The 18,854-nt window shown below is 43.7% G+C and carries 17 protein-coding genes; 8 read left to right on the top strand and 9 right to left on the bottom strand.

Annotated features, from left to right (window positions below; genetic code table 11):
- Positions 1 to 377 precede the first annotated feature (377 nt).
- Together EYW48_RS13335 and EYW48_RS13330 are read right to left on the bottom strand one after the other, a co-directional pair.
- A complete protein-coding gene (locus EYW48_RS13335; protein ID WP_274676139.1) occupies positions 378 to 890 on the bottom strand; it encodes a methylated-DNA--[protein]-cysteine S-methyltransferase in 513 nt (170 codons plus the stop codon).
- Positions 891 to 1,078: 188 nt separating this feature from the next.
- The gene (locus EYW48_RS13330; protein WP_274676138.1) at positions 1,079 to 1,840 is read right to left on the bottom strand and encodes an isocitrate lyase/phosphoenolpyruvate mutase family protein; all 762 of its coding nucleotides are present in this window, start codon (positions 1,838 to 1,840) and stop codon (positions 1,079 to 1,081) included.
- Positions 1,841 to 2,001: 161 nt separating this feature from the next.
- Here EYW48_RS13330 and EYW48_RS13325 point away from each other — a divergent pair, with 161 nt between their 5' ends.
- Together EYW48_RS13325 and EYW48_RS13320 are read left to right on the top strand one after the other, a co-directional pair.
- Positions 2,002 to 2,904: a LysR substrate-binding domain-containing protein gene (locus EYW48_RS13325; RefSeq protein WP_274676064.1), complete on the top strand. Its 903-nt coding sequence runs from the start codon at positions 2,002 to 2,004 to the stop codon at positions 2,902 to 2,904.
- A 630-nt stretch (positions 2,905 to 3,534) separates the two neighbouring features.
- The gene (locus EYW48_RS13320; RefSeq protein WP_261914866.1) at positions 3,535 to 3,936 is read left to right on the top strand and encodes a hypothetical protein; all 402 of its coding nucleotides are present in this window, start codon (positions 3,535 to 3,537) and stop codon (positions 3,934 to 3,936) included.
- A gap of 42 nt (positions 3,937 to 3,978) precedes the next feature.
- Here EYW48_RS13320 and EYW48_RS13315 read toward each other — a convergent pair whose 3' ends face one another.
- The 5 genes from EYW48_RS13315 to EYW48_RS13295 form a co-directional block, all read right to left on the bottom strand.
- Positions 3,979 to 4,764, bottom strand: a complete 786-nt coding sequence (locus EYW48_RS13315; protein WP_277432533.1) for a carbohydrate-binding module family 20 domain-containing protein — start codon at positions 4,762 to 4,764, stop codon at positions 3,979 to 3,981.
- A gap of 46 nt (positions 4,765 to 4,810) precedes the next feature.
- Complete coding sequence (ugpC, locus tag EYW48_RS13310; RefSeq protein WP_171980732.1) at positions 4,811 to 5,950, bottom strand: sn-glycerol-3-phosphate ABC transporter ATP-binding protein UgpC; 1,140 nt, start codon at positions 5,948 to 5,950, stop codon at positions 4,811 to 4,813.
- 102 nt (positions 5,951 to 6,052) lie between these two features.
- Positions 6,053 to 6,538, bottom strand: coding sequence for a hypothetical protein (locus EYW48_RS13305; RefSeq protein WP_053311023.1), 486 nt, complete (start codon positions 6,536 to 6,538; stop codon positions 6,053 to 6,055).
- Positions 6,539 to 6,560: 22 nt separating this feature from the next.
- On the bottom strand, positions 6,561 to 7,580 hold the full coding sequence (gene lpxD, locus EYW48_RS13300) for a UDP-3-O-(3-hydroxymyristoyl)glucosamine N-acyltransferase (RefSeq protein ID WP_053311024.1): 1,020 nt from the start codon (positions 7,578 to 7,580) through the stop codon (positions 6,561 to 6,563).
- A 28-nt stretch (positions 7,581 to 7,608) separates the two neighbouring features.
- On the bottom strand, positions 7,609 to 8,646 hold the full coding sequence (locus EYW48_RS13295) for a porin (protein WP_171980733.1): 1,038 nt from the start codon (positions 8,644 to 8,646) through the stop codon (positions 7,609 to 7,611).
- A gap of 389 nt (positions 8,647 to 9,035) precedes the next feature.
- Here EYW48_RS13295 and EYW48_RS13290 point away from each other — a divergent pair, with 389 nt between their 5' ends.
- Genes EYW48_RS13290 through EYW48_RS13265 form a run of 6 tightly spaced genes read left to right on the top strand, consistent with a single transcriptional unit; the run spans position 9,036 to position 15,958 of the window.
- The gene (locus EYW48_RS13290; RefSeq protein WP_172532504.1) at positions 9,036 to 10,262 is read left to right on the top strand and encodes a maltose ABC transporter substrate-binding protein; all 1,227 of its coding nucleotides are present in this window, start codon (positions 9,036 to 9,038) and stop codon (positions 10,260 to 10,262) included.
- A gap of 3 nt (positions 10,263 to 10,265) precedes the next feature.
- Complete coding sequence (locus EYW48_RS13285; protein WP_261917059.1) at positions 10,266 to 11,552, top strand: sugar ABC transporter permease; 1,287 nt, start codon at positions 10,266 to 10,268, stop codon at positions 11,550 to 11,552.
- Positions 11,552 to 12,385 carry a sugar ABC transporter permease gene (locus EYW48_RS13280; RefSeq protein ID WP_053311028.1) on the top strand — a complete coding sequence of 278 codons (834 nt, stop codon included), beginning with the start codon at positions 11,552 to 11,554 and terminating at the stop codon, positions 12,383 to 12,385. The genes EYW48_RS13285 and EYW48_RS13280 overlap by 1 nt, the downstream gene beginning before the upstream one ends.
- Positions 12,386 to 12,402: 17 nt before the next feature.
- Positions 12,403 to 14,172, top strand: coding sequence for a glycoside hydrolase family 13 protein (locus tag EYW48_RS13275; RefSeq protein ID WP_274681767.1), 1,770 nt, complete (start codon positions 12,403 to 12,405; stop codon positions 14,170 to 14,172).
- A gap of 13 nt (positions 14,173 to 14,185) precedes the next feature.
- Positions 14,186 to 15,085 carry an ROK family protein gene (locus tag EYW48_RS13270; protein ID WP_274681768.1) on the top strand — a complete coding sequence of 300 codons (900 nt, stop codon included), beginning with the start codon at positions 14,186 to 14,188 and terminating at the stop codon, positions 15,083 to 15,085.
- A gap of 57 nt (positions 15,086 to 15,142) precedes the next feature.
- Positions 15,143 to 15,958: a TrmB family transcriptional regulator gene (locus EYW48_RS13265; protein ID WP_171980757.1), complete on the top strand. Its 816-nt coding sequence runs from the start codon at positions 15,143 to 15,145 to the stop codon at positions 15,956 to 15,958.
- 667 nt (positions 15,959 to 16,625) lie between these two features.
- Here EYW48_RS13265 and EYW48_RS13260 read toward each other — a convergent pair.
- Positions 16,626 to 17,615, bottom strand: a complete 990-nt coding sequence (locus EYW48_RS13260) for a trypsin-like serine protease (protein WP_176246462.1) — start codon at positions 17,613 to 17,615, stop codon at positions 16,626 to 16,628.
- A gap of 173 nt (positions 17,616 to 17,788) precedes the next feature.
- Positions 17,789 to 18,805: a UDP-glucose 4-epimerase GalE gene (gene galE, locus EYW48_RS13255; protein WP_053311032.1), complete on the bottom strand. Its 1,017-nt coding sequence runs from the start codon at positions 18,803 to 18,805 to the stop codon at positions 17,789 to 17,791.
- Positions 18,806 to 18,854 lie beyond the last annotated feature (49 nt).

Here is an 18,854-nt window from a genome sequence, read left to right as displayed (position 1 = left end):
ATGACCAGCCTTCGTTACATTGTCAGACTCGCTACTTTATTCAGAGTCCTAGGTTCATCTGGTGATACAGATGGTTCACACATTAAGCGGTGAACAGCGCTTCATACGACCTCACGTCGCACGCCCCATTGTGTGTTAGGGAAAATACTCAGCATAAGGTAGCACCAATGAGTTTTCGATACTTTCCCTAATGTAGGGCCACAGAAGAGTGATGCTCACTTTCTCCCAAAACTGAGCGTTGCGTAACAAACTAGCAGCAAGCTTACATATGAATAGGTATGCGTTTGGAATTCCAGCAAAAGATAGTAAATATACACTACAAACATTACCATCTAAGAGTTACAACCTAACACATTGCTGAAAATATTCTTTTTACATTAAATAAAGAGATTTTGCTCTAACTCCAAAAGGCGCTTCTTTAGCAATAATCCACCACCATAACCAACAAGCTCTCCTTGGCTGCCTATGACTCGGTGGCAGGGAATTATAATCGCAAGCGCATTTGCTCCATTAGCATTACCAACCGCCCTAACTGCACTTTCATTTTCAACAAGTGATGCTAAATTTCGATATGTCGATGTTTCACCATATTTTACCTTGGCTAGTGCGTTCCATACCGATTTTTGAAAATCAGTGCCAACCATTAATAATGGGATATCAAATACACTACGTTCACCAAGAAAGTATTCCTGAAGTTGCGCCTTAGCATAATCCAAGACATTGTCATTTTTAGAAATAAACGATGCGTTAAGTCCACGCTGGATGCGTTTATCAACGGATTCTCTCATTTTTCTGTATCGAAAATCACACAAACAAAGTCTATCTTCATAAGATCCCAGAATGAACTCGGCATAAGGATGCTTAAAGTACTGTATATTAATTTGATTCATTGTAATTCTCATATTTAGGCATTAATTATCCGTGTTAATAATTAACATGAGTCCCTTGGCACTAATTTTTACAATAGTAATAAACAATACCTACCTCTTTTCTTTGGGGGAGGAAAAGGTAATCAATAGCACTGACAAGCAGGTGAACTGTCTTTAGTAAACAAAAGAAACCTGAAGTTTTACTTTCATTACTCGAACAAAGGAGCACACGAACCCGTTTGTTTAATATCAGCCAGTAGATGACCCAGTCGTGTGTAGATGGCATCATGGGCAAAGTTGCCCGTACTAATGCGCTTCACACCTATGTTTTTCAAGGTTTCTACGTTTGGTAATTCAGGCATCGACATCACATTGATTGGTAATGTGGTTGATGCAACCACAGCTTTAATATCGTCTATCGCAGTGATGCATGGAAAAAACAAACCATCAGCTCCTGCCTGCTGATAACATTTAGCCCGCTTAATTGCTTCTTCACGTGCGTTGTCTAAGTCTAATAAGAACGCATCGCAGCGTACGTTAATAAACACCTCAATTTGGCGTTTCTGCAATTGGGCACGTACATCGGATAATAGGGTGGCGAACTCGTCAGCTACAACCAGAGTTCTGGTAGTTTCCACTCGACTATCCTCAATATTGATGCCGACGGCACCAAGTTCGGTTAATTGCTGAATATGATCGGCAATAACTTCTGGAACTTGGTTAAACCCAGCCTCGATGTCTACACTCAGGGGCAGCAAACTAGAGGCTGCGATACGCTGAACAATAAACGCCAATTCACTGAAAGACATTTTTTCTCCATCTTCATAGCCCAACATACTAGCTATCGCCGCACTAGATGTGCCCAAAGCCTGATAGCCAGCTTTCAGAGCGCAATTTGCACTAGCGGCATCCCAGACATTCGCTAGTAATAATGGGGTAGCTTGTTGGTGAAGCTGTTTAAACTGTTGCATGGTATTAACCTCCTGAAAGGGAATGATGTTTGCTGAGCGTTTCTTGATTTTGATACATCTATTTTGTTGCCAAACTAAGATAAACACCAACGATACAAATCGACTTTTAACATAAGAAATACTTATAATACTCTACCAAACAGGCTCGTTGATTATGTATTATGCTTAAAAATATCAACTTATTAGTAACATTTGAGTGTGCAGCTAGGCACAATAGTTATAGTTTGGCTGCATCAGAACTTTGCATTTCTCAAGCTGCTGTTAGTCAACAAATGCGGCAACTAGAGCACCACCTTGGGTGTCGGTTATTTGCCCGAAAAGGCAAGCAAATGTTACTAAGTCAACAAGGACAATCTCTCTTCGACTGTACGCAGAAAGCACTTGGGATCATAAACCATGGACTCAGCCAAATTAATCGAGAAGATGTTGAAGGCGAACTCACCATTAGCTCTACTCAGGCCTTTACTACACTATGGCTGATGCCAAGATTGCAGCACTTTGCAGAATTGCATCCTGAAATTCAAATTCGTGTAGTTTCGTCTCCGAGTTATGATGACCTGAAGCAAGCACATATCGATTTGGCCATTCGCTTTGGCACAGAAGTAGAAAAGCATACACCACATAGCCTTGCATGCGAGTATTTTGGTGAAGCAAAGGTGTACCCTGTATGTGCTGCCGAGTTAATCACTAACTTGACATTAGACTCTCCTACCGATCTCCTTTCTACTTGGTTGGTGACTCTTGTAAACTCTGGATCTTATGGTTGGCAAGACTGGTTTGAACACGCTGGTGTAAAGGGGTACGAACAACATCGGAAATGGACCAAGGTAGACAGTACGGATATGGCGTTAAATGCAGTATTATGCGGTCATGGTGTTACACTGGCTGTCCCCTATTTATGCCAACGCCAACTTGATTCAGGTGAACTCGTGATCCCATTCGAACTACCACACCCTAATCCAGTGAAGCGTTATATGGTGTATGATCCACGTTCAACTAGATTAGCGCGATTAAAAGTATTTATGGCATGGCTAAAGAAAGAGATGCCTGAGCATAGAGCCTAAGAGTCAAAAAAGCTGAAATTTGATTTGTTCCCATTCGATTGAGAGAAAGCTTCATTGAATGGGACATAGCATGTTTTACTTTGGTTACTGAGAGCTAATCAAGCAGACTAATCACATCTCAGCAAATCCAAATTTTAATAGATATACCTAATTTTGCATCGATATGTAACTAAATGACAACGTTAAGCTTTTTGTCGAATGTTCAGAATGGTCCAAAAGTTATAAAAATCGCCACCAGTCGAAACGGTGGTGTTTTGCTATTTGGGATACGAGAAGTTATCCGAAGGATGAAATCTGTCTATCTAAGCTAAATTGCTTCTGTCCAATTATGAGTTTCGCTCAGTGCATTGATGGTGCATTGATGGAACTGGTGATTAACTCAAATTGTATGAATTTTGACATATATGCTTGACTTTTTACCAACTAAACCCTAATTTCTAGTGTAACAACTTCGTTCAACCGACTTTTGAGTCGTAGAAAAACTTGTTTAAATATCAACAAGTTAAAGTGATGGCGATAGCTTTCAAATCCCTATCTCTCCGCCACATTTAAAGAAAAAACCGCTGTTTTTACAGCGGTTTTTTCGTATCTAGATCCTCGAAAATCATCTTACACATATAGATGGCACAGATGTACTTATTGAGACTTCCGAATAGCGTTTACGACACTCGTATCGCGCCTCCTCTTCCATTACGTGAAAGCGGCTACCCTAAAGAGTTCACATTATTCTTTCTTACCCGTGATCGAAAGATTGCTTATCTAAGAAATATCGAACAGGTTCAACTACTTCATGCTCTTTTCGATAAAGCCAAAGCGACGGTATTAAGTTTTTCCGAGTTCAAAGCAGAACTGGCTGATGCCATTAATCAGTTGCGTCAAAACTACCGTTCCCAACCAGAAACCACGACTAATGCACCGATGCTTAGTGGCACTACCGCAGTAAAGACAGCATCACCCCGCTCTAGTGTTGGTAAAGAAGAGCTTAACCGACTCACTAAAGTGGCAGCGTATCGCTACCTGAAATACTCCTAACTGGGTATAGCGTCCCTAGAAGTGAGACCGGTTAATAATGAATTAAAATGAGCCCATCGTTTGGGTCTGATTACTCGTATTTACCGTATTATTGCTACCAGACTGCCACTCAATTAGAGCACCAGTATCGCTTTCCGAACGTTTTAAGCATTTCCATTCTAATAACTCGCCATTGGGTACTTGAACTGTACCTTGCCATGTCGGGTATGCCGAAGGGTCAAGTTCAACGGCTTGAGCCGAAGCCCAGTTGCCAAGCTCACTAACACTGCCAACGGCATAGACGCTTTGCCCCCACTGGGTATAACCGTTATTACAAGTAAAGGTCACGTCGATGAGGTCTGCATTACCACCACTTCCCGCCTTGCCATGCAAGACAATCGCTTCATTCTGATCAAGGTTTAGAGTCGCAGCCCCCTGCGAAACTGTAACACCATTGCTACCAACCAGACTGGTATAGTCGTTATCAGCTAGAGACAACGCAGAGATATTAATCGTGGTCGCGGCACCTCTATTTAATGCAACTAACACCACATCATCTTCAAATTTACGTTCATAAACCAAAACATCGTCATTGAGCCATTTCTGGTTGTAATCACCTTTCTGGATAGCGGTACTGGTTTTTCTCAATTCAGTCAGTGATTGAATGATCTTAAATGCATCGCTGTCCTGAGCGAAACTCGGCATAACTTCGCGGTTGTATGGATCACTACCAACCTGACCGAACGCATTAGTGGTAAAGTTAGCGCTATAGTGCTCAGTGCCGTAATAAATCGCAGGAATGCCGCGAACCATCATCGTAGCGACCAAACCGAGATCGACGCGCTGCAAATCAGTGTCCGTTTTTTCATTAGAGATTCCCCGTTGTTATTATTAACTACGCCGAGTAGGGTCGACGATGGATTAAATTATTTTCATTATAAAAATCAAAGATATGACAAAATTCAGTATTGAGATTGAAGCGGAAGGTTCGACCAATATCTGCAGTGGTGATCGACTGATCTTGCACACGGGCAATCAGCTCTTTGCCACCAACTGTAAAGTAGAGGTATTTTTCGTTACCTAGGTTCTCTACCACCGATAATTGGCCTTCAAAGGTGTTCAGTGTTTCACCCTCATGCGCCAGCGAGATATGCTCTGGACGGATACCGAAGCAGACCGGATTATTCACGTACTGCTCCAGTTCCGCTTGCATTGCTTTAGGGATCAGAATTCGAGCAGATGGCGCAATTTCGACCATTAGATTTTCACCATCACAGCGTAGTACGGTGTCGACGAGGTTCATCGCAGGAGAGCCGATAAAGCCTGCTACAAATCGGTTCGCGGGGTAGTTGTATAAGTTGGCAGGTGTATCAACCTGCATGATTTTGCCCTGATTCAATACACAGATTCGGTCACCAAGCGTCAAAGCTTCAGTCTGGTCGTGAGTCACGTAAATCATGGTGGCCGGGTTGCCTTCATCTTTGAGAGATTGATGAAGCTGAGCGATTTTTACTCTCATCGAGACACGAAGCTTGGCATCCAGGTTCGATAACGGTTCGTCAAACAGAAACACATCCGGTTTGCGAACAATGGCCCGACCTACCGCAACACGCTGACGCTGACCACCGGACATCTCTTTGGGCTTACGGTACAGCAGGTCGGTGATTTCGAGCTTTTCTGCCGCTTCCTCAACTCTTTTTTTAATCTCTTCTTTAGGCTTTTTAGCCATCTTGAGGCCAAAAGCCATGTTGTCGAAAACCGTTTTGTGTGGGTAAAGCGCGTAGTTTTGAAACACCATCGCAATGCCACGATCTTTAGGGGGCAAATCGTTCACTTTGCGATCACCAATACGAACGTCCCCCGATGAAATCGATTCAAGCCCAGCGATCATTCTCAACGTGGTCGATTTAGCGCAACCTGATGGGCCAACAAACACCATAAATTCGCCTTCATTGATTTCGAGATCGATCCCGTGCACTGCTTTAAAGCCGTTTTCATACTGTTTTTCTACTTGTTTTAGGCTAACTGTTGCCATGGGTACTCCAAATATAGCTTGATAAACTCATCGCTTACGGCACAGCTATTGTGCGTTAAGCGATGAACTTAACACCGCCAGAGTCACTCTGGCGGTGTGGTATTACTGACAAGTGGCTATCATGGCTCGAACGGGGGTTTTGTCTTCACCAATTTGAATTGACCAAACGTATTTACCATCTACGGGAATATCGACGCGGGTATTTTTAGCAAAGCCACCACGCTTGAGGGCAACTTCTTGGTCGACGCCTATTTCTCGTCCTGAAACCGTGTATTGTGGATTCCAGTTCATGGTGGCGAACTGAACATTGACCATTCCCGCTTTCTCTTGATGAACAACCTGATAGATACCATCACCTTTATGGCTCATTTCACGGTCCTCAAGGTGAATCCACTGACCTTCATCAAATGTCCCAACCACAAACAACGATGGGCGAATCGGACCGCGATCCTCAACCGTTGGCAAATCGCATTTCGCCAGCAGGTTATCCGCATTGGTTGGTAATACTTGACTGGTCGTGTCACTGGTACTGGAACAACCAGCAGCAAACGCACTAAGTAGCAGAGGTAGCATGATTTTTTTCATCATAAATCCTTATTTTTAATTCAGTTTAACGGCCAATGAATAGGCGTTTTAACCAATGGGTTGGCTGGTCAGTTTTTTGGCCACGATTAGATTGTTTGGCACGATCAAACTGACGAGTAAGCTTGTTGAGAACAGCGAGGTTCTTGTAATACGCACGAGCCTCCTTGGCCGGATAGCCAAATAGATCACTATGAGCAGGAAATGACTGACTAACGCCAGATTTAGCTTTGATAACAGAATGATCGCCAATGGTAATGTGGCCTGCGGTGCCAGCCTGACCATGAACGATGACATGGTTACCTAATCTGGTATGTCCCGCTAAGCCGACCTGAGAAACCAGTAGACAGTGTTGGCCTACGTGACAGTCGTGACCAATTTGGACCAAATTATCTATCTTAGTCCCTTTACCTATCACGGTATCACCTAACGTTCCTCTATCGATGGCGTTATTGCAGCCGATCTCGACATCTTCTTCGATGATAACGCGTCCAATACTTTCCACTCGCTCAAACTGACCATTGAGACCATTCATATATTCGAAACTGAAGTTACCAATAGCGTTGTTGGAATCAATGGTGACGTTATTGCCAATCACAGTCCCCTCTTTAATCACGGTGTTAGCATGAATGGCAACATTGTCACCGATAGTGACACCATTCATTATTTTAACGCCGGGCATAAAATGGCAATTTTTCCCTATTTGGCAGTGCTGCCCTATATAGACATCTGGATTGTCCGAGGTATTACCTTGTTCAAACAATTGATACTTATGCACTTTGTAATAACGTAACAATGCATTAAGTGTGTCCGCTTTAAGTGACTCAATCACTATTTTGCATTTTGCTTGGCTAGATAAGATGTTCGATGGTCCTATGATCACGTCCGCTTTTGATTGATCAATGAGCTTGAGTTCAGCTTTAGAGAAGACAATCGCCAATCCACCCTCATTAGGGCTGTTGAGCGGCACAATCGTATCCACAGATAAACTCGGGTCACCATCTATCTGACCCCCCATCAATTGAGCAATTTCTGAAACCGTGATCATAGGAATTCCTTATGCAAATAAACCTGTTTTACAGGCGGTAGATAGCCTGAAGCAAAAAGGTGTTTTGCTCGACAACCTTTTCTTCGCCAGCAAGTTGGGTGAAAGTCTCAGTATCTTGTGCCCATTCGTATTCACCTTTAAGTAGCCAGTTGTCACCAACAGACTGCTCGTAACCCATGGTCGCTTTGCGAATATCTTTAAAATACTGCTCTCCCGAAGCCCAACCTTCTGTATGTTTGGTTTCGTTATCACCGTATCGAGCGCGCACGTATAAGGTACCAGCATCTTCAAAGCTGTACTGCACAATCGGTTCAATATACTTCTCGGTAAAATCGCTCACTTCGTTGATTGAACCCTGGCCGTTACGCGCTTCATTATCTTTGATCTGGTAATAAAACTCTGCGCCGAGTTCCCAGTTACCAAAGCGCTTATAAGGTTTGAACAAAATGGAGTAACCTTCTTCAACACGAGTTCCCCACGCCGATTTATCTTCATCGTTGTAGAGATACTCAAGGTTAAACTGGAAACCCGCATCATGCTCATTGCTGTAGTAATTGAAGTAAGGGCGTAAGCTGTGCTCAGCGTTCTTAGTACGTAGGTTGCTCACGCCAGCAGTGGTCGCAATCGTACCCAATGTATATTCAAGGTCGTAAATAACCCCGGTTTCAAAACCATTCGGCAGCGAGAATTTTTTGTCTATTGAAATGAGGTGCTTAAAGCCATCTTCTGTCTCTGTATACGATCGGTCCTGACTGCGTTTGACGCGGTCAGACAATTTAAATGCGTACAGAGCAGAGAAATTCCAGTGAGCATTTTTATAAAAAACCCCAAGAACTTCATGGGTGGTCGTGCGTTCATTTTCAGTCTGGCCGCCCCACGTTTGATAATTCGTGATGTCTTTATCTTCAATTTCAATCGACGTTCCAACATGCCCGCCAAAATCTAGGGCCTGAGTCAGAATGTTGCCTCCCATTGGTTGGGGAGCTGGGCCATTATCCGCAGCAAAGGCAGTGGGTGTAGTACTCAGAGCGCAAGCAATGCTGAGCGAAAGTGCAGTCCTGTTCACAGTATGTCCTTAACCTCATTGAGGTGGATTCTATCTATATTAATCGGGTATAAAGTAGTAGTTCAGCCTGAACGCCTAACTATTGTTCTGCATCTGAATAATATTTGCTCGGTGAATAAGAGTTAAATGAGATCTTGGTCACTTGCATCTAGGTTATAATTTGACACAAATCACTAAAACCAAGGTTTAATCAGAGTTAATACTCACTGACGATAGAAATAAAATTAACCATATAACTGTGCGTTAACTTGTTAAAATCCTTTACAAGACAAACACTTTAATAGATTCAGATCACATTTAGACGCTATTTTAAGCAATTTTCAATTGACTAAAAAATCGATCGGGCTCAGTTTAGTAGTATACCTTGAACTACTAAATTGGATGCAGCAATGAAAACCAAATTATTGACCAGCCAAATACTACTTACCACTCTTGTTAGCGCCTCTGTCATGGCACAACCGATTGAACCTGAACCAGATGCAAATTTGTTAATCTGGACCGATCACACCACTGTCGATTACATGAAGTACGCCGCCCACCAATTCAATCAAGACCTTGGCTACCAGGTGACGTTTGATTTCCGTGGTCTGGCACCGATTGATGCAGCTTCAAGATTAATTCAGGATGGAGGCTCCGCTCGCGTTGCAGATGTGGCCGAAATTGAGCATGACCTACTTGGCAGATTAGTGGTCGCCGGTGGTGCGATGGAAAATTTAGTCTCTGCGGAACATGTCAATTCACATTTTTTACCAAGTGCGGCCAATGCAGCCCGATCTGAAGGCAAGGATTACGGATTTCCGGTCAGCTTTGCTACCATTGCTCTGTTCTACAACAAAGATCTTCTTCCACAAGCCCCTGAATCATTTGAAGAGATCATTGAGTTCTCTAAGTCATTTAATGACAACAAAGAACATAAATATGCTTTGTTGTGGGATGTGCAGAATTACTATGAGTCACGCATGTTTTTGACCCTATATGGTGCCTACGAGTTTGGTGATAATGGTACCGATGCCAAGGATATCGGCATTGCATCTGAAAAAGCTCAGCAAGGCTTACAAGCGATGAAGAAACTGCAAACAGCCAACAGTGCTAACCCAATGGATATGCGTAATCCACAGGTTAGACGGGGTTTATTCAGCGAAGGTAAGGTCGCGGCGATTATCGATGGCCCGTGGGCAATTCAAGGCTATCAAGCATCTAAGGTTAACTATGGTGTGATTCCAATCCCTACTCTAGATGGTAAACAGCCAAGAACTTTTTCGACGGTCCGCCTAGCCGTTGTCTCCTCTTTTACAAACTACCCTAAGGCTGCCCAACTGTTCGCGAAATACCTCAGTAGCGACAAAATGCTCAAAACACGTTATGAGATGACCAAATCTATCCCACCAGTCCAATCGGTGATGGAAGAGATCATCGTTGATGCCGATGAGGCCACCTACGCGATCATCAGTCAGGGTTATTTTTCAGATGCAATGCCGTCAATACCCGAAATGGGCTACTTGTGGTCACCAATGGCCAGTGCGATGACTTCGTTATGGGTCAACGACAAGTCACCAGAGAAGGTGTTAAAGCGCGCAGAGTCAGTGATCAAAGAACAGATCAGTTTACAGGAGTAAGACATGCTGTTGTCTCAAACTCGAATGCAACCAGTGTTCAATATTTCCGCTTTGATTATGGGCTTAACGCAAATGCGTCAGGGCCACTGGGTCAAAGGGTTGGTTTGGTTGCTGATCCAAATACTTTTTGTCGTCAACATTCCAGAACTTAGCTTAGCGTTAAAGCAACTTATAACTTTGGGAGATGTCGCCCAAACCCGTGAAGGTTTTACCATTATTCAGGGCGATCATTCTGTATTTTTATTGGTAGAAGGGGTCATTGCTCTCATCGCGGTGTTTGTCTTCCTTTGTCTTTATGTACTCAACATCAATGACGCTAAGTCATGTCAGCCTTGCCAGCTGGCAGCGATTGAGCAGATTAAAGCGATATACGACCGACAGTTTGCCTTACTGGTACTTTCACCAGCGATGTTAACCAGTATCGCTTTTATCATTATGCCCATTGTCATCACGGTACTGGTCTCTTTTACCAACTACTCAGCGCCTAACCACATTCCGCCAAGGAACTTGGTTGACTGGGTCGGGTTTAAAAACTTTATCGCCTTGTTTGAACTTAGAATTTGGTCAAATACCTTTATTGGCGTTGCCACCTGGACGGTGATGTGGGCCATTTTAGCCACCATCTGTACCTGCGGCTTTGGCTTTGTACTAGCACTCGCGTTATCAAACAAAAATATTAAGGCGAAAAAGGCTTGGCGCTTTGTGTTCATATTACCTTATGCCATCCCTGCATTTGTTACTTTGCTGATGTTCCGGTTGCTACTCAATGGCATTGGTCCGGTCAACGCGACCCTAAATAGCTGGGGCTTTGATTCGGTCGCTTTTCTGTCTGACCCGTGGATGGCTAAAGTGACCGTGATTGCCGTAAGCGTCTGGGTAGGTGCTCCCTACTTCATGCTGCTCATTTCCGGTGCCTTAACCAATATTCCTCAAGATCTTTATGAAGCCAGTGAAGTCGATGGCGCAAACAAATTCCAACAGTTCAGGGAAATCACTCTGCCGATGGTATTACATCAAGTGGCCCCCTCTCTGGTTATGACTTTTGCACATAATTTCAATAACTTTGGCGCAATTTTCCTATTGACCGAAGGTGGCCCTATCAACCCAGAGTATCGATTTGCCGGACACACTGACATCTTGATCACTTGGATTTACAAATTAACGCTCGATTTCCAGCAGTACCAAATCGCGTCGGTGATTTCGATAATTATTTTCTTGTTCTTGTCAGTGATTGCAATCTGGCAATTCCGACGGATGTCCTCGTTTAACGATGATGTAGGGATGAAGTAATGAAGTTTCTATTGCAAAAATTAGCCACTGGCTTGATCTATCTGTTCCTCTTTACCAATGCGGCACTCGTACTAGGCCCGGTTCTCTGGACAGTACTGGCGTCATTCAAACCGGGAAGCAATATGTTCAGCTCATCGTTTTCCGGATGGGACTTTTCGCTAGAACATTATGTGGCACTGTTTCAAGACACTCCTTACCTCCAGTGGTACCTCAACACCTTCGCACTGGCGACTGCGAATATGATCATATCGCTAGTGGTGGTGACCATGACCGCCTACGTATTTTCACGCTATCGATTCAAAGGTAAACGCAATGTATTGATGGGCGTTCTCGTCTTGCAGATGTTCCCAGCCTTTTTATCGATGACAGCGATTTACATCCTGCTCTCCAAACTCAACATGATCGATACCTACGCGGGGTTGCTATTCGTCTATGTTGCAGGTTCGCTGCCATTTATGACCTGGTTAGTGAAAGGCTACTTTGATGCGATTCCTACTTCGCTCGATGAAGCTGCAAAAATCGACGGTGCGGGACACATGACTATTTTCATCGAAATCATCTTACCTTTGGCTAAGCCTATATTGGTCTTTGTTGCTCTGGTGTCGTTTACCGGCCCATGGATGGATTTCATTCTGCCGACACTTATCTTACGTAGTGAAGAGAAAATGACCTTAGCCATTGGTATATTCAGCTGGATCACCTCTAACTCTGCAGAAAACTTCACCCTATTCGCCGCAGGATCGCTGCTTGTCGCAGTGCCGATTACTTTGCTTTTTGTCGCGACTCAAAAACACATCACCACAGGCTTGGTGAGTGGCGCAGTAAAAGAATAATAACAGGACCATTATTTATGATTACCCGAAGCTCACTTATACACACCGTCAAAAGTGCTGACAGCTACGCCTATGATGAGAAGACTTTGCACCTCCGATTAAAAAGTGCCAAAGGCGAAATTGATCGTGTTGGCTTATGGATAGGGGATCCTTATCGATGGGCAGAAGGAGGATTAGACGGTGGTAACCTAGGTGGCAGTGATGCCCACGGTTGGGTCGGTGGCAATGAAATTCCCATGCAACTAGAAGGTGTCACTGAGCATCACGACCACTGGTTTGCGGAATTTACACCACCAAAGCGCCGTAGTCGTTACGGATTTATCCTGTATGGCAAAGATGGTGATAAGATAGTGTTCGGCGAAAAACGTACTGTTGATCTCGACTGTCAGGCAATCGAAGAAAAAGAACTGAGCAATCTGAGTAACTTTTTCTGTTTCCCTTACATCAATCCAAAAGACGTTCTTAAGACACCTGACTGGATTAAATCAACTGTTTGGTACCAGGTTTTCCCTGAACGATTCGCCAATGGCAGGCCAGAAATAAGCCCTAAAGGTGCCGAACCATGGGGCTGTGTGCCCACGTCTCGCAACTTTATGGGTGGCGATCTTTGGGGAGTGATTGAACACCTTGATTACCTGCAGGAATTAGGCATCAACGGCCTCTATCTCTGTCCTATTTTTACCGCGAATACCAACCACAAATACGATACCGTAGATTACTTTAACGTCGATCCTCATTTTGGTGGCAACGAGGCATTTAGAACTCTGATTCAAGAAGCCCACGAGCGAGGCATGAAAGTCATGCTCGATGCAGTCTTCAATCACATCGGGGACCAACATCCATTTTGGTTAGATGTGGTGAACAATGGTGAGAAATCGCCGTACGCAAATTGGTTTTGGATCAATCAGTTCCCAGTTTACCCTGAGACTGACAAGTCAGAATGGGATTGCTGGAACTTTAACTACGAAACCTTCGGTAATGTACTTGAGATGCCCAAACTCAACACTGAACATCCGCCGTGCCGCCAGTACCTATTAGAGGTCGCCCGTTATTGGGTCGAAGAATTTGACATCGATGGCTGGCGGCTGGATGTGGCCAATGAAGTCGATCATCAATTCTGGCGCGAGTTTCGTCACGTCGTCAAACAGGTGAAGCCCGATTGTTACATTCTCGGTGAGATTTGGCATGAAGGTATGCCTTGGCTGCGTGGTGATCAGTACGACTCACTGATGAACTACCCGATGACTCAAGCCATCACCGATTACTTTGCGCTTGATGCACATAACAAACAGCAGTTTATGGAAACAGTGACCAGTGCTTATTTGGCCTATCCGCGTAACGTTAATGAAGCGATGTTTAACTTGCTTGAAAGCCATGATACGACCCGATTGATTAGCCTTTGTGGTAAAGATCTTCGTCGAGCGAAACTGGCGTATCTGTTCATGTTCACTCAGGTTGGCGCTCCCTGTATTTATTATGGTGGCGAAGTCGCTATGGAAGGGCAAAAAGGCATGGGGCTTGAAGATAACCGCCGCTGCATGAACTGGTCTCCTAATCAGACAGAGCTCGATTTCAAAGCCTTCATTCAACACCTAATTGAACTTAGAAAAAGTGATGATTGCTTTAACCTGCCATTTATTAACTGGCTCGATACTCATCATCCAGCTGTCGTCGGCTATCAACGCGGTTCAAGACGCTTCTTGCTCAACAACAGCGAATCGCCAGCGACCGTAGAGCTTGATGGTACTGACATCAACTTAGCGGCTTACGGATACTGGTACAACTAAGCGAGGACAATGTATGTATCTAGGGATCTCGATAGATAAGATTCAACTCAAAGCGACGGTACTCGATGCGCAACTTAATACCTTGTATTCAAGTCAGCAGAGCCTTGCTCACACCGCACAAGCGGTGAAGCAGCAGGTATTTCAGGTAGTAGACAACTTCCAATGGATTTACAGTTCCTTCTGTTGCATTGGGTTGGCGATAACCGGTGAAGTCCAAGATCAGCTTGAGCAGCATCAACTGGTTTTAGACACCTTGATTGAACAGCACTATCGAATCCCTTGCAGTCAGACTAACTTTGTTGAGGCTGGGTTACACAACTCTCCTGAGGTGTTATCGGAGATAAAGATTGGAGATGTACTCTGCGTTGTGGTTGATAATGAGTGTGAACTTTACTGCTATACCAGAACTCGCAGAGGCATCCCCCAACGCACTATGCGATCTATCCCATGGGCACACGTTGCTTTACCTGGCTACGATTTCGTCCTAGATGGTCTGGTCCCCGCATGCCCCTGCAACAGTGAAGCGTGCACTGAACAGTTTGTTTGCGTCTCAGGGTTAGAGCGACAGTATGAACAGATCCTGCTTCAACGAGCAAACGTGAAAGAGATTTTTAGCGCTCTGGATTCTGGCGACCCTATCGCCGCGCGTACATATCGACGCTACATTGATCAGTTAGCGCGCGCGCTCACACCACATATCGAACAGAACTTACCCAAAAGTGTGTTAATGCTTGGCAGCGTATCGCGCTATGCGCCGATCTCAAGTGACCTCAGAGTGGCACTAAGTCGCTATTGTACTCTCTCTCCGCTTCCGACAATAATGGCTCTGCCTTATGAGGATTTTTCGATTGCTCGCGGCGCAGTTCAAACAAAACCGCAACGACTTGCACGTCAAGTTAGGCTCAGAGCTTAACCAGTGATAACCTAACCAAAATGGAACACAATATTGAATAATTTTAGAGGGCAAACCGTGTCAGACTTGGTGACAAAGTTGATGAATTTTGGTTTTACAAAAACGGACTCCTTGGTATATATCAACCTTCTCAAAAACGGTTGTGCCAGTGGTTACAAGATCGCGAAAGATATCTCGTTGTCGCGTTCTTCTGTTTACTCTTCCATCGACAACCTATACAAGAATGGTTATATCTTTATGTCTGATGGCGATACCAAAGAGTACGAAGCCAAATCACCTGAACTTATCTTTAACCAGATCGAGAAAAACACGGTAGAAAACATTCATATCCTCAAAAAAGAGCTGTCACGAATGATGCTCACTGAGGAAAAAGAGTTTGTTTTCAATGTCTCTGGTATAGACAACTTGGTGCAAAAAGCCAAAGAGGTGATCGAATTGGCGCAGGTGGAAATATACTTAAACACCGATTTCCAACTCGACCCAAGATTCTCACCAGAATTAAACGATGCTGCTGAGCGTGGGGTGCGCATTATCGCTTTCTCGTTTAATCGCATTGCTGTACCTCATGCAAAGATTGAACTTTATGCTCGCTCTGATATTGAAGAAACCGAATACCCTTCGCACCGCTTTATGCTTGTTGCCGACATGAAGCAAGGCTTAATGTTCTCACACCGTGAAGAAGCTGTCGGCTTGTATACCAACAACCGCCTGTTGGTCAAGATGATTGCTGAACACATCCACAGTGATATTTACCTCACTGAATACGAAAAGCTGGCTCCAGAAAAGCGTATCCGCATCGGCACAATTCACGAACTGGACAATGCGATGGTTCATGACGATATGAAACGTCAGCCCCATGAAATTACTCCGTAAAGGCAGATAGCTCTACCCAGTACACATTGTAAACACTTCAAATACAGAATATAAAGATATTGGACTTCCATCTTTATTGCTGCGATTAGAAGATAATTGTTGGATTATAGCTACTTTAGAAGCTCAATTTAGTCGTGGTGTAAATTTGTAAAGATCGCCATAGGATATAGCACCAGTTTATGACCGGTTAAATTAACTGAAGTGACGCCATACCAGCAATTTAAGGCTTCAAGATACTTTTTCTAATCACGCAGCAGCTTGTTATGCAATAGCTCTAGCTCGTTCTGTCACAAAAGTGTGACAGGTATTAGTTGAGCTTGGAAGGTTAGTAAGTTCAGTAACTAACTTGCTAACCTAACGTTATGAGGTAAGTCATCGGATTTATCTTGACGCTAAGCTATGAAGCGGGCTTTAATCTGTACCAGACAGATGACTAAATTGATTTTCTTTAAATCTAGATAACCAATTGTAAAATAATCGTATTTTTTCCCGTTGGATTTAAATCCCTATCTCTCCTCCAAATTTAAGCTCCTGCTTTATCAGGGGCTTTTTGCGTTTTGAAGCAATCAAATGTCACCTGAATACACATAGCTGATACATATGTATTGGGCTGATTACTCCCCTACTGATTTGTTTATTTATCCTCTTTTAAAGGATAACCAATACGTTAATGTAGGACCATACGCCATAACTTAGTCCTATATCTAACAATGACTAGTAAGACAACTAACCAGCTTACACTCCCACCACTGTCTTGTTGTGGTGCAATACTTGGTTTCGCTTGCTCAACCAAAGTCCGTACACCATTTCGGGTTTCGACATAATACTTGGGTAGTTCAACATTGGTAATGACTCGGTTTATCCAGGACTGATAGTCATAAAGTTCCGTAAATACCGAAGTTACGGGTTGGCTACTGTCGCCACAAATTGCCGGGCCAAAGCTAGTTAAACCGATTTGTATATATTGAAAGCCGTTAAACCAATACACAGGACCACCTGAATCACCTGAGCAGGTGGAATTCTTATAAGAACCATTTAATGCCCCATCAAAACAGATGTGAGTTGATGTCAAAGCTGAGCCATAATATGCAGCGCACGTTGCATGATCGACAAAATCAAGCGTTGTCTCTTGCAGTCGAGTACTACCGAAAACATTCCCAGCAATAAGACCATGACCGATAGTTCTATAAACACCATTCAATGGATAGCTGTCATTAAGTTGAACATTGAGAAGGCTAGAATAGTCAGTAACGTTCAGGGGTGTTTCTAACTTAATTATCGCAATATCATCTTGCCATAACGTTTCTTCAGTACCGACGTAGCTATCGAGGTAATAGAAAGCCGACGCACGTGACTGTTGGATATTGCCGTACGGAAAATCTGCGGCATCATCAAGTTGTGGTACAACTACGGTATAAAGCATCGTGTCTGGTTCATTATAAATACAGTGGGCAGCTGTCAGAATGAACTGGTCGTTGATAATACTTGCACCGCAAAAACTACGAGTACTGTACTGCGTAGTAGTTTGATAGAAAAGACTCGCGAATGAAGGGTATGTTGCCGAAGTGGTATCCGTACCATTCACAATATAAGGTTGAATGTCGACCGCGCTTACGCTGGCAGAAAAAAGTAAAACCAATAATATCCGTTTATGCATAAGCTCACATCTTCGTTTTAAGATCATATTAATCGTCACCGCTAATAAGTATAGCTGTGAATAGGGACTATACCCTTCCTACTTGAAGTTGTTTGGGTATATGAATGTAGAATTAAACGACCTAACTAACATAGATTCCTTGAAAAGCCAGTCAGTTGACTGGCTTGATTGCATTATACGTCAGGATAACCCTGTGGATTGTTCGATTGCCAACGCCACGTATCTTCCGTCATTGCTTGTAAGGTTCGCTTAGCTTCCCATCCAAGTTCGGTGATTGCTTTAGTTGGATCAGCCCAACATTCAGCAATGTCGCCTGCACGACGTTCGACTAATTGGTAAGGTATGGTTTGACCTGAAGCTTGTTCAAATGCTTTGACCATATCAAGTACACTGTAGCCATTACCTGTTCCTAGGTTATAGATATGCAAGCCTGATTTTTCACCCACTTTTTCAAGAGCAGCAACATGTCCATCCGACAAATCCATCACATGGATGTAATCACGAACACCAGTACCATCTTTTGTTGGGTAATCACTACCAAATACCGACAAAAATTCTCGTCGACCGACCGCGACTTGTGAAACGAAAGGCATCAGATTATTGGGAATTCCTTGTGGATCCTCGCCTAATTCGCCCGATGGGTGTGAACCAACAGGGTTAAAGTAACGAAGTAGCGTAATGCTCCAGTCAGGGTTAGCTTTTTGGAAGTCGGTCAAACACTCTTCAACCATCAATTTACTGCGGCCATAAGGGTTGGTGGCACTGGTCGGGAAATTTTCGGTGATCGGCACTGAAGCCGGGTCGCCATAAACGGTTGCAGAGGAACTGAACACTAATGTCTTCACCTCTGCTTCTCTCATCGCTGACACCAGTACCAATGTACCATTAACGTTATTGTCGTAGTATTCCAGTGGTTTCTCTACTGACTCACCCACTGCTTTCAAACCAGCAAAGTGGATTACCGCTTGGATATCATGCTCTTTCAGAACATTGATAAGTTGTGATTTATCACGAATATCCCCTTGAATAAAGGCTGGTTTTACACCAGAGACTTTTTCTATACGTTCTAACACTGACGATTTGCTGTTATACAAGTTATCAAAAATAACTGGTGTCATTCCTGCTTGAATCATTTGGATGCAGGTATGGCTACCGATATAACCCATCCCGCCCGTTACTAATACATTCATTTTAATAAACCTTCCGACGTTGATGGCACAATGTTAACCAGTTTCCACC

Origin of the sequence: Vibrio sp. 1180_3 (genome assembly GCF_029478545.1) — a bacterium.
Classification (GTDB): Bacteria; Pseudomonadota; Gammaproteobacteria; order Enterobacterales; family Vibrionaceae; genus Vibrio; species Vibrio aestuarianus.
Note: the sequence above shows the minus strand (reverse complement) of the source record. Positions and strands in the feature narration are given on the sequence as shown.